This is a genomic window from Aeromicrobium sp. MLTX1 (genome assembly GCF_046452335.1).
Classification (GTDB): Bacteria; Actinomycetota; Actinomycetes; order Propionibacteriales; family Nocardioidaceae; genus Aeromicrobium.
This window is the reverse complement of record NZ_JBKFDN010000001.1, coordinates 2,135,542-2,146,537: the sequence shown is the minus strand read 5'-3', so window position 1 is coordinate 2,146,537 and position 10,996 is coordinate 2,135,542. Positions and strand designations below refer to the sequence as shown.

General features: G+C 71.2%; 10 protein-coding genes. All 10 read right to left on the bottom strand.

Going from position 1 to position 10,996, the window contains the following annotated elements; genetic code table 11:
- Positions 1 to 207: 207 nt before the first annotated feature.
- Positions 208 to 924 (bottom strand): ABC transporter ATP-binding protein, encoded by a 717-nt coding sequence (locus ACK99Q_RS10425; RefSeq protein ID WP_410186041.1) that lies wholly within the window; start codon positions 922 to 924, stop codon positions 208 to 210.
- Positions 917 to 2,002 carry a branched-chain amino acid ABC transporter permease gene (locus tag ACK99Q_RS10420; protein ID WP_410186040.1) on the bottom strand — a complete coding sequence of 362 codons (1,086 nt, stop codon included), beginning with the start codon at positions 2,000 to 2,002 and terminating at the stop codon, positions 917 to 919. Before ACK99Q_RS10420 ends, ACK99Q_RS10425 begins: the two co-directional genes overlap by 8 nt.
- Positions 1,999 to 2,874: a branched-chain amino acid ABC transporter permease gene (locus tag ACK99Q_RS10415; protein ID WP_410186039.1), complete on the bottom strand. Its 876-nt coding sequence runs from the start codon at positions 2,872 to 2,874 to the stop codon at positions 1,999 to 2,001. Before ACK99Q_RS10415 ends, ACK99Q_RS10420 begins: the two co-directional genes overlap by 4 nt.
- The gene (locus tag ACK99Q_RS10410) at positions 2,874 to 3,617 is read right to left on the bottom strand and encodes an ABC transporter ATP-binding protein (RefSeq protein WP_410186038.1); all 744 of its coding nucleotides are present in this window, start codon (positions 3,615 to 3,617) and stop codon (positions 2,874 to 2,876) included. The genes ACK99Q_RS10415 and ACK99Q_RS10410 overlap by 1 nt, the downstream gene beginning before the upstream one ends.
- Before the next feature lie 24 nt (positions 3,618 to 3,641).
- The gene (locus tag ACK99Q_RS10405) at positions 3,642 to 4,937 is read right to left on the bottom strand and encodes an ABC transporter substrate-binding protein (RefSeq protein ID WP_410186037.1); all 1,296 of its coding nucleotides are present in this window, start codon (positions 4,935 to 4,937) and stop codon (positions 3,642 to 3,644) included.
- Between the two features lie 62 nt (positions 4,938 to 4,999).
- Complete coding sequence (locus ACK99Q_RS10400) at positions 5,000 to 5,788, bottom strand: enoyl-CoA hydratase/isomerase family protein (RefSeq protein ID WP_410186036.1); 789 nt, start codon at positions 5,786 to 5,788, stop codon at positions 5,000 to 5,002.
- The gene (locus ACK99Q_RS10395; protein WP_410186035.1) at positions 5,782 to 6,861 is read right to left on the bottom strand and encodes an acyl-CoA dehydrogenase family protein; all 1,080 of its coding nucleotides are present in this window, start codon (positions 6,859 to 6,861) and stop codon (positions 5,782 to 5,784) included. Before ACK99Q_RS10395 ends, ACK99Q_RS10400 begins: the two co-directional genes overlap by 7 nt.
- Positions 6,858 to 8,012, bottom strand: a complete 1,155-nt coding sequence (locus tag ACK99Q_RS10390) for an acyl-CoA dehydrogenase family protein (RefSeq protein ID WP_410186034.1) — start codon at positions 8,010 to 8,012, stop codon at positions 6,858 to 6,860. The genes ACK99Q_RS10395 and ACK99Q_RS10390 overlap by 4 nt, the downstream gene beginning before the upstream one ends.
- The gene (locus ACK99Q_RS10385; RefSeq protein ID WP_410186033.1) at positions 8,009 to 8,770 is read right to left on the bottom strand and encodes an enoyl-CoA hydratase/isomerase family protein; all 762 of its coding nucleotides are present in this window, start codon (positions 8,768 to 8,770) and stop codon (positions 8,009 to 8,011) included. The genes ACK99Q_RS10390 and ACK99Q_RS10385 overlap by 4 nt, the downstream gene beginning before the upstream one ends.
- The gene (locus tag ACK99Q_RS10380; RefSeq protein WP_410186032.1) at positions 8,767 to 10,920 is read right to left on the bottom strand and encodes an acetate--CoA ligase family protein; all 2,154 of its coding nucleotides are present in this window, start codon (positions 10,918 to 10,920) and stop codon (positions 8,767 to 8,769) included. The genes ACK99Q_RS10385 and ACK99Q_RS10380 overlap by 4 nt, the downstream gene beginning before the upstream one ends.
- Positions 10,921 to 10,996 lie beyond the last annotated feature (76 nt).

Here is a 10,996-nt window from a genome sequence, read left to right as displayed (position 1 = left end):
TCCCCATCAGGGCTCCTGGCGTTAACCGCTTCGGTCTGCGCTCCGCTGCCCCGCCGTGCGGAGCAACAAGAAGAACATTACACACACGTCTCCAGCCTTGGCAAACCGCCCCCTACGCGTCCTACGTCACACCTGCAATTGCAGGCAGAAACGACGGTCGTCGGCATCACGAGCCCCGCAAGGCCCACGATGCCGACGACACCGGTGTCATTTGACGGCCGCGGAGCCCAGGTAGGCCTCCTTGACCTCGTCGTTCTGCGAGACCTCGGCCATCGATCCCGTGGCGACGATCGTGCCCTGGTTGAGCACCACCACCCGGTCGGCGAGGGCGTTGACCGCCTGGAGGACGTGCTCGATCATCACGATCGCCACTCCGGCGTCCCGACAGGCACGGACCTGCTCGATCACGATGTCGACCTCGGCCGGCGTGAGACCAGCCATGACCTCGTCGAGCAGCAGGATCTTCGGCCGCGCCGCCATGCCGCGCGCGCAGTCGACGATCCGCACCATGGCCGTGGGGATGTCTCCCAGCGCCCGGGAGCGGTACTGCCACAGGTCGAAGCGCTTGAGCTCCTCCTCCGCGATCTCGTTCGCCGCGCGGTACGACGACGCCGTGCGGTAGGCCGACATCGCCACGCACTCGAAGACGTTCAGCTCCGCGACGTTGCCCGACACCTGGAAGGTGCGGGCCACGCCCTCGCCGAAGACCTTCGCCGGCGCCATCCCGGTGATGTCCTTGCCGTCGAGCGTGATCGAGCCGGCGTTCGGCGTCAGGTAGCCCGACACCAGGTTCACCAGCGTGGACTTGCCCGCGCCGTTCGGTCCGATCAGCGCCGTGACCTGACCGCTCTCCGCCTCGAACGAGACGTCCGTCAGGACACGCAGTCCCCCGAACTTCTTCGCCACTCCCCTGACCTCAAGCATGAGCGACCTCCTTGGGGGCCTCGTCGCGTCGTTCGTCCTCGAGGTCCTCGGGGTCCGGGTCGCGCCCGTCGCCGAAGAGTCGCTCGAGCAGGGCGTTCCACATCGGCACGATGCCGTCGGTGCCGTAGCGCACCAGGACGATCACGATCACCGCGTAGAGGATCTGCGTGAAGCTCGAGACGTTCGAGCTGGACACGTCGAACGAGCGCAGCGCCTCCTCGAGGGCGGCGATGCCGATGCCGGCCACGATCGGGCCGGCCAGCGTGGCCGAGCCGCCGATGATCGCGCCGACCATCATCGCGATGCCGATCTCCATCGAGAAGACCGAGTCGTAGCTGACGAAGTTCGTGTACTGGGCCATGAGCGAGCCGCTCACCGCCGTGAGGCCCATGCTGAGTCCCATGGCGCCGGCTTGGTTGCGGACCACGTCGATGCCCATGCTCGCCGCCATCTGCGGGTCCTCGCGGATGAACGCGAGCGACCGGCCGAACCGCGTGCGCTTCACCATCCACGCGGTCCCGATCACCATCAGCGCGAGCAGGACCAGGGCCACGAAGTAGAGCGGCACGGGGTTGGTGAACCACTGCAGGTGCAGCAGACCCTCGTCGGCGGACAGGTTCTGCAGTCCGTCGTTGCCGCCCGTCACCGACCACGAGGCGGCGATGCCCGCGATCGCGAGCGACAGCGCCATGGTGCCGAGCGCGAAGAAGAACGCGTTGACGCCGAAGCGGCTCATGATCAGGCTGACGCCGACGCCGACCGCGGCCGAGACCGCCATGCCCGCGAGGATCGCGAGCCAGACGTTCCAGCCGTGGGTCCAGGTCAGGATCGCGACCGCGAATGCGCCGATGCCGAAGCCGGCGACGTGCGCCAGCGACAGCAGCCCGGTCAGGCCTCCCGCGATGTTCCAGGTGAAGTTGCGCATCGCGAAGATGAGCGCGACGAAGCCGACGCTGACCAGTGGCGACTCGACGAGGAACGGGTAGAGGACGGCGCCGACGATCGCGACCGTCGCGATGACGGCGTTGATCCGCTTGACGGGCGTGTCGAAGCGCGCGAGGAGCTCGGGGACGCTCATGAGGTGGACACCTTCCGACGCATGACGAGTCCTTGCGGCCGCACGAGGATGACCGCCAGGAAGAGGAGATAGATGGCCGACGTCGCCAGCGAGCCGGAGACGAGGATGCTGCCGGCCGCCTCGGCGATGCCGAGCAGGATGCCCGCCGAGAGCACGCCCCACATCGACTCGCTGCCGCCGACCACCACGACGATGAACGCCTTGATCGTCAGCTCGAGACCGAGGTGCGGCGAGACCGGCTGGAACGGGATGAGCAGGGCGCCCGCGATCGCGGCGATCGCCGCGCCCAGCGCGAACGTGGCGCGGTAGACCCGCGTGTAGTTGATGCCCACGTGGACCGCGCCCTCGAGCGACTGCGAGCACGCCCGCATGAGGCTGCCGAACCGCGTCTTGTAGACGAGGAAGGACACGCCGATCGCGAGCAGCAGGCTGATGACGCCCGCCGCGAGCCGCCCGGAGCCGACCGTCACGCCGAGCACCTGGATGGCGTCGAACGGCCACGGGTTGGCGATCTTCTGGTACGGCTCGGGGAACATGATCTGGAAGAAGTACTGCATCGCCAGGCCGAGGCTGATCGTGATGACCAGCTGCGCGTGACCGGGCTTGTGCAGCGTGGACTCGATGAGCACCCGCTCGACCACGTAGCCGAACGCGCCCGCGACGGCCACCACGACGACGGTCGCCGCGAGGAAGCCCGGCAGGGACGTCGGCCCCACCCACAACAGCCCGTACATGCCGAGCAGCACGAAGAAGCCGTGCGCGAAGTTCACGACGCGCATCACGCTGAAGATCAGGTACAGCCCCAGGCCGATCAGCGCGTAGATCAGGCCCTGGAGGACCCCCGTCATGAGGATCTGGGTCAGTGTCTGCATCAGACGGTTCCTTTCTCGTCACTCGCGGGGACCACGCCGAGGTAGCCCGACTCCAGCAGCGGCGAGTCGCGGAGGTGGTCGCTCGTGTCGGAGGCGATCACCGCGCCCGCGTCGAGCACGTGGGCCCACGACGCCATCGCGAGCGCCTGGTGGACGTTCTGCTCGACGAGCAGGATGGACAGCCCCGTCTGCGAGATCTCGCGGATCGTGGCCATGATCGAGTCGATGACGACCGGCGCGAGCCCGAGCGAGGGCTCGTCGAGGATGAGCAGCCGCGGCTGCAGCGCCAGCCCGCGGGCGATCGCGAGCATGCTGCGCTCGCCGCCGCTGAGCGTGCCGGCGAAGTTCGACGACCGCTCCTTCAGGCGCGGGAAGAGGTCGTAGAGCTCGTCGCGCGTGAACCGCGCTCCCCTGCCCTTGTCGCCCTTCGACCCGACGATGTCGAGGTTCTCCTCGACGGTCATCATCGGGAACAGGCGTCGCTCCTGCGGCACCACGACGAGACCGTCGTTCACGAGGTCCCAGGGCTTGCGGCCACGGACGTCCTCGCCGAACAGCTCGAACCGTCCGGCCTTGGTGGTCAGGATGCCCAGCACGCCTTCGATGAAGGTGGTCTTTCCGGCACCGTTGGAGCCGACCAGTGCGACCAGGGACCCGCCCGGGATCGTCAGGTCGACGGACCTGACGATCTCCGAGCGTCCCCGCCACACACTGAACTGCTCGACGAGCAATGCGGTGTCCATGGCGAATTCCTCGTTCCTCGCGCGTCAGCGCTTGGGGTAGACGATCGTGGCGTTGGCGACGTCGTCCGGGAATACGGGCACGTACTTGCCGTCCTGGATCTGCGTCACGAGACCGACAGCGGCGGCGTTGAAGCCCTGCTCGTCGAAGTCGACGCCGTGGCTGACGATGTACAGGCCGTTGTCGTCGCCGTTGATGCCGGAGATGTCGACCTCGCGCAGCGCCTTGGTGATCGACTCGCGGTCGTCGACGTCGTCGGCGTTGCGCAGCGCCTCGGCGACCACGGCTCCCGCGGAGTAGTAGTACGCGCCGACGCCGTCGGGCACCTGGCCGTCGTACGCCTCCTTGTAGTCCTCGACGAAGCCCTGCGGCGTCTGCTTGGCGTCGTCACCGGGCTTGAGCTCCGCGGTCCAGTAGTTGCCGGCGACGTCGCCGTCGGCCGCCTCGGCGCCCACGGAGGAGATGAACTGGGCGTTGGTGTTGCCGCCCAGCGAGCCCAGCGTGGCCTTGGGCTGCCAGCCCGAGTCCTGCAGCGCCGGGTAGAACTGGAAGGCGCTCTGCGGGTTGCCGCCGAAGATCAGCAGGTCGGGGTTCGCCGCCTTCGCCTTCGCCACGAGCGGACCGAAGTCGCTCGTGGAGGCCTCGTCGAACGTGAGCGTGTCGATCAGCTCGACGTCGGGGAACTCCTTCTCGAGGGTGCCCGCCCAGGCCTTCTCGGCCTCGGGGAAGGCGCCGGTGCTGGCGTTGATCATGAACGCGGTCTTGATCGGGTCGCCGGCCTCCTCCGAGCCCTTCATCACGGCGCGGACGCCCTGCGCGGACCAGCCCTGGTCGGCCAGGACCGACGGCGCCAGCTTGAAGACGTGCGAGCGGCCCTCGCCGATGATGACGTCGCCGGCCTCCATCGGGACCAGCAGCGGGACCTTGAGCTGGTCGGCCGCCTGGGCACCCGTCACGGTCAGCGGCGTGGACGAGGCGCCGAGGATCACGTTGACGTCCTCGCCGACGAGGCGACGCATGAGGGCGGGCACCTCCTCGGGCTTGGAGCGGTTGTCCAGGGCCACGACCTCGATGTCGCGACCGTCGATGCCACCGGCCTCGTTGAGGTCCTCCACCGCGAGCTTGAAGGAGTTCAGGCTCTGCACGCCGTACGGGGCGGCGATGCCGGTCAGGGCCGCGACCACGCCCACCTTGATCGGGGCGTCGTCGCCACCCTCGTCGTCTCCACCGGCGCATGCCGAGAGGAGCAGGGTGCCGGCCAGCGGCAGCGCGATGGCCGCCCGCAGCGCCGAGTTGCCTCGGCCTCGTCGTGTCGACTTCATGGTCATCTTCCTTTCGGGGGGTGGTGGGCTGGTGTGCCCGTGACGCTCCGGTGCCGGCCGCTTCATCGGCCACTCCAGATCGGTTCTCTCTTCTCGCGGAAGGCGCGAGCGCCCTCCGCGCGGTCCTGGCTGACGTAGGGGCTCGGACCCGGGTCGAGTCGCAGCGCGGCCGCGATCGGCAGCGAGGAGCCGAGGTTGACCATCGCCTTGTAGCGACGGATCGTGACGGGCGCGCGCGAGGCGATGAGGTCGGCCGTGCGCCGCGCATCGCCCTCGAGCTCGTCCCCCGGCACGGCGCGCGACACGAAGCCGATGCGCTCCGCGTACGCGGCGTCGAACGGCTCGGCGCCGTAGAGGATCTCGAACGCGTGCGTCGAGGCGACCAGCCGCGGCAGCATCTGGCTGCCGAAGTTCGCGCCGAGCCCGACCTTCGCCTCAGGCAGCAGGAAGCGGGCGTCGTGCGAGGCGATGCGGATGTCGCACGCCATCGCCAGCTCCATCCCGCCGCCGACGACCCAGCCGTCGAGGACGGCGATCGTGGGCTTGCGGCACTCCAGCACGGTCTCGTAGACGTTGCGGGTGATGCCGTGCATCGGCTCGTAGGGCCGCGCCCCCGCGTCGTCGCCCGCCGCCATCTCCTTGAGGTCGGCACCGACGGAGAACGCCTTGCGGCTCGTGGACCCGAGCGTCACCGCGCGGACCGCGTCGTCGCGGTCGAGATCGGCGAACACCTCGACGAGGCGCTGCTGCACCGCGGAGCTGAGCGCGTTGAGGCGCTCGGGGCGGTTGAGCCGCACCTCGGCGACCCCGCCGCGCCGCTCGACGAGCAGCTCCTGGTCGACGGTCACCACGGTGCCGACTCCCCCACTCCGCGCGCCGTCACGGCCGGGTGCGGAGGCGTGAGGACCTCCCACAGGCCGGGCGCCTCGGGAAAGACGAGTCGCTCGCCGAGGAAGTGTGACCACTCGTGCTGCGTGCCGTACTCGTCCTGCCAGCTCCAGAGCCGCCGCGTCAGCAGGTGCAGGCGGTGCTCCTCGGTGGCGCCGATCGCGCCGAAGACCTGGTGCGCCGACCGGGCGAGGCGACCCGCCTGGATCCCGAGCGTGACCTTCGCCGACGCGGCGGCCAGGACGCGGTGCTCGGGCGCGGCCGTCACGGTGGACTCCACGGCGGCGCGCGTCGCCGCAGCCGCCTGCGCGACCGTGACCACGTGCTGCTGGATGGCCTGGAAGGCGCCGATGGGCTGGCCGAACTGGTGGCGCTGGCCGGCGTACTCGACGACCAGCTCCACGATCGTGTCCATGGCTCCCGCGGCGGCCGCGGCCCGGAGCAGGGCACCGCGCGCCCGCGCCTCGCGGAGGTCGACGCCCTCGGTCGAGCCGACCTGGGCCGCGCCGACCCGCTGGCGCTCGACGGTGACGGTGTCGCGGGGCTCGCCGGCGAGGTTCGCGCCCTCGGTCACGTCGAGCGGCTCGAGCGCCACCAGACGACGCCCGGAAGGCGTCTCGACGAACGCCAGGACGAGCTCGGCGTGGCGGGCCCAGGGCACGCGCCGCAGAGTGCCCTCGACGACCAGTCCGTCGTCGTCCTGCTCGACGGCGGTGAGGACGTCGCCCGAGGAGACCGCCGGAACGACGAGCCCGGCCGGCAGCTTGAGGTCCGCGACGGACGCGAGCCAGGCCGCGAGGCCGGCCTCGACGAGCGGCAGGCCCAGGGCGTGCGTCCCGACGGCGGTGGCGACGGCGCAGAACTCGGCCAGCCCGACCCCCGGCTCGTCCGGGTCGATGGACGTGTAGCCCTGCGCGTCGAGCGCCGACCACAGGTCCGGACTCCAGGCCGCGATGGCGTCGTGGCCGTCGCGCGCGGCGCGGGCCGAGACGATGTCGTTCAGGGCCGTGAACAGCTCCCGCGAGAGGTCGCTCATGCCGATTCCTTCCTCGAGCGCTGCAGGGACTTCCAGACGACGGTCCGCAGGACCTCGTTCGTCCCGCCGCGGAGCGTGAACGTGGGTGCCGTGATGACCGCGTCGGCCAGCAGTCCCTCGAGTCCCGGCGCCGTCGGGTCCAGCTCGCCGCCGACGAGGGTGCGCAGCTGCTCGATCGCCTCCTGCTCGAACTGGGTGCCGAGGTCCTTGACCAGTGCGGCCTCGACGGCGGGCGTCTCGCCCCGGTCGAGCGCCCGAGCGATCGACAGGGACATCGAGCGCAGCGTCATGTACGTGGAGAACGTGCGGCCGAGTGACGTGAGGACGTCGTCGGGGAGGTCGCGGTGACGGAGCTCCTCGTAGAGACGGGCGAGGACCGGCATCACCGAGAGGAACCGGTCGGGGCCGGAGCGCTCGTGGGCCAGCTCCGACGTCACCTGGTGCCAGCCGTCGCCCTCCTGGCCCAGGACCATCGAGTCGGGCACGAAGACGTCGTCGAAGTGCACCTCGTTGAAGTGGTGGAAGCCGTTCAGCAGCCGGATCGGCGAGACGCTCACGCCGTCGGCGCGCAGGTCGACGAGGAGCTGGCTGAGACCGACGTGCTTGCGACCCTCGGCCGGCGAGGTCCGGCACAGCGTCACGACGTAGTCGGCGTACTGGGCCCCGGAGGTCCAGACCTTCTGGCCGTTGAGCAGCCAGCCGCCCTCGGTCCGCGTCGCCCGGGTGCGGACGGACGCCAGGTCCGAGCCGCTGTCGGGCTCGCTCATGCCGAGGCAGAACCACACGTCGCCGGCGACGATCCGCGGCAGGAACTCGCGCTGGTGCTCCTCGCTGCCGAAGCGGACGAACATCTGGGCCGTCTGGCGGTCGCCGACCCAGTGGGCGCTGATCGGGGCGCCGGCGGCGAGCATCTCCTCGACGACGACGAAGCGCTCGACCGCCGTGCGGCCGGGGCCGCCATGCTCCTTCGGGATGGTCATGCCGACCCAGCCCTTCGCGGCGACGCGGCGACTGAACTCCATGTCGGCCTCGGCGTTGATGCCCAGCCCGACGCCGAGCCCGTTCGCGCGCTCCTGCGCCATGAACTCGCGCACCTCGTCGCGCAGGCGCAGCTCGTCCTCGGTCAGCGGCTCGGCCGCGAAGCGCATCATGCCTGCTCCCGCTGGTGACGCAGGCGGCGCGCCTGGGTCCACAGCTGGACGCCGCGCTCGACCTCGAGCGCGGCCGCCCACGGCAGCGGGGTGGACTGCGTCTCGAGGTTGAAGCTGCGCTTCGCGCGGCGGGCGACGAGCGGGTCGCGCGCCACGTGCTGCGCGATCTCCAGTGCGGTCTTCTCGGTGTCCTCGTCGGGGACGCAGACGCCGACGAGACCGAAGCCCTTGGCCTCGCGGCCCGAGACCTCCTGGCTGAACAGGCCGAGCGTCGCGGCGGCCTCGCGACCGGCGAGCCGGCGCACGAGCGTGAAGAACCCGCCGCCGGGGTGGATGCCCGCCGCGAGGAAGCCGGCCAGCAGACGGGCGTCCTCGGAGGCGACGCGGAGGTCGGCCGCCAGCGCGAGGTTGAGGCCCGCGCCCACGGCGGCACCGCGCACGGCGGCGATCGTCGGCGCCTTGAGCTCGCCGAAGCGGACGAACGAGCCGTACATCTCGTCGGTGTCGGCGTAGGCCTCGTCGCTGAGCGGGTCGTCGCCGTAGGTCTCGGCCCAGGTCGACGTGTCGGCCCCGGAGCAGAACGTGCCGCCCGCGCCCTGGATCACCGTGCAGCCGATCGACGCGTCGGCGTCGATCTCCTCGCACACGGCACCGAGGTCGCGCGCCATCTGCTGGGTGAGCGCGTTCTTGATGCGGGTGTTGTCGACGGTGATCACCGCGACCGCGCCCACGCGGTCCAGGCCGATACGTCCGGTCATGCTGTCTCCCTTTCGAGGGTCATCAGGAAATCGAGGGCGAGCACCGGGCGCTCCGCGCGGTCGAGGACCCGCACGGGGTTCACCTCGAGCTCGCGCAGGGCCGGGCCCGCGATGTCGGCGACGTGGCTCACCCGCGCGACGAGGTCGGCGACGGCGTCCACGTCGAGGGCCGGCGAGCCGCGGAAGCCCGTGAGCAGCGGCGCGGCCTTGAGGTCCAGCAGGAGCTCGCGGGCCCGCGCCGGGTCGACGGGCGCGAAGGTCGTCGCGGTGTCGGCGTACAGCTCGGTCGCGGTGCCGCCGAGCCCGACGGTCACGAGCGGCAGCCCGCCGTCGGTGCGGGTGACGCCGACGATCAGCTCGACGCCGGGCGGCACCATCTCCTGCACGAGGACGCCCTGGGGGTCGTCGGCGGCGAAGTCCTCGAGCATCGAGCGGGCGACGCCGGCGACCTCCGACGCGTCGAGCCCGAGCCGGACGCCGCCGCGCTCGGTCTTGTGGGCGATCCCCGCGGCCTGGATCTTCACGACATAGGTGCGGTCGGTCCCGAGCGAGAGCGACTCGGCCGTCGCGACGTCCGTGACCAGCCGGGCGTCCGGCGTCGCGATCCCGGCGGCGGCGAGGATCTCCTGCGCCTGGGATTCCGTCACGGTGCCCGTGAGGTCGTCGAGGAGACGGCTGACGACGGTCTCGTCGAAGCCCGACGGCCGCCCGCCGGGCTCGACCGGCGCCGGCACGCGGCGCAGCGAGGCGATGGCCCTCATGGCCTGCTCCGACGAGTCGAAGACGGGCACGCCGGCCTCGCGGAGGATCTCGCGGCCCTTCACGGTCTGCTCGCGGGCCGCGGCCCAGACCAGCGCCACGGGCTTGCTCACCTCGGGGATCAGGTCGGCGAGGGCGGTGGCCATCGAGGTGGCCAGCTCGCCCGTGACGAGGGTGAGCGCGATGACGATCGCGTCGACCTCCTGCGCCTCGCAGCCGATGCGGCAGACCTCGACGAAGTCGTCGATCTCGCTGGAGCGGAAGATCTGCGCCGTCACGTCGACGGGGTTGTCGATCGCGCCGAAGTCGGGCACGAGGGCGGCGAGCCGCTCCTGCGTCTCGGGGCGCAGGTCGTCGATCGTCAGGCCCAGCTCGTGGGCCTTGTCCGCGGCCAGGCTTCCCGCACCGCCCGAGGTCGTGACGATCGCCGTCGCCGGCCCGGCGCTGCGCGGCAGGGCGAGGTGGGCGTGCGCGAGGCGGACGAGGTCGTCGATGTCGGAGGCCTCGACCACGCCGTACTCGCGTGCGGCGACGCGGTAGGCGCCGTCGTCGCCGACGATCGCGCCGGTGTGGGAGGCCGCCGCCTTCGCGCCGGCGGCACTCGTGGCCGAGCGCAGCACGATCAGCGAGGTGTCGAGCTCGTGGGCGCGAGCGGCGAGGTCGCGGAACTCGCCCTCCCCCACGGCGCTCTCGAGGTACAGCGCGAGCACCTCGGTCCCGGGCAGCTCGACGAGGTGCCGGGCGACCTCGACGGTCGTGAGGTCGGCCTGGTTGCCGGTGCTGACCCAGCTCGAGATCCCGATGCCCTGCTCGCGCGCCATGCTGAGGATCGAGCCGCCGACGGCACCGCTCTGGCCGACGTACGCGAGGCCGCCGGTGCGCACCGGACCGAGCTCGAGGGCGGCGGTGAAGGTGCCGTAGAGGCGATGCGTCGTCGACAGCACACCTTGGCAGTTGGGGCCGATCACGCGGACGCCGTGCTCCCGCGCGGCGGCGGTCAGCTCGGCCTGGAGGCGCACGCCCTCCTCGCCGGTCTCGGAGAAGCCGGAGGCGAACACGACCGCCGCCCGGGCGCCGGCGGCGGCGACCCGGGGCATGAGCTCGACGGCCGCCCGTCCGGGCACCATCAGCAGGGCGAGATCGACCGGGGCGGGCAGGCTCTCGAGGTCCGGGAAGCACGGCAGGCCGCGGAGGGCCTCGTAGCCGGGGTTCACCGGGTAGACGTCGCCGTCGAAGCCGAACTCGGTCAGGTACTGCAGCGGGCGGGCGAACGGATTGCCCTCACGGCCGGACGCGCCGACGATCGCGATGCGACGGGCGTTGAAGAGCGCGTCGATGCCCGGGTCGAGGGACTCCGGTGCGGCGTGGGGAGCTGGTGTTTCGAGGGCCACGGTCCTGCTTCCTGTGTGGGTGGGGCCCTTGACAACCGGACGCTCCACTGTGTTGGCTGTCACACACCAAACATGA

Coding starts and splice junctions, on each gene's coding strand:
- ACK99Q_RS10425 (WP_410186041.1), bottom strand. CDS start 924: ATGCTTGAGGTCAGGGGAGTGGCGAAGAAGTTCGGGGGACTGCGTGTC.
- ACK99Q_RS10420 (WP_410186040.1), bottom strand. CDS start 2,002: ATGAGCGTCCCCGAGCTCCTCGCGCGCTTCGACACGCCCGTCAAGCGG.
- ACK99Q_RS10415 (WP_410186039.1), bottom strand. CDS start 2,874: ATGCAGACACTGACCCAGATCCTCATGACGGGGGTCCTCCAGGGCCTG.
- ACK99Q_RS10410 (WP_410186038.1), bottom strand. CDS start 3,617: ATGGACACCGCATTGCTCGTCGAGCAGTTCAGTGTGTGGCGGGGACGC.
- ACK99Q_RS10405 (WP_410186037.1), bottom strand. CDS start 4,937: ATGAAGTCGACACGACGAGGCCGAGGCAACTCGGCGCTGCGGGCGGCC.
- ACK99Q_RS10395 (WP_410186035.1), bottom strand. CDS start 6,861: ATGAGCGACCTCTCGCGGGAGCTGTTCACGGCCCTGAACGACATCGTC.
- ACK99Q_RS10390 (WP_410186034.1), bottom strand. CDS start 8,012: ATGATGCGCTTCGCGGCCGAGCCGCTGACCGAGGACGAGCTGCGCCTG.
- ACK99Q_RS10385 (WP_410186033.1), bottom strand. CDS start 8,770: ATGACCGGACGTATCGGCCTGGACCGCGTGGGCGCGGTCGCGGTGATC.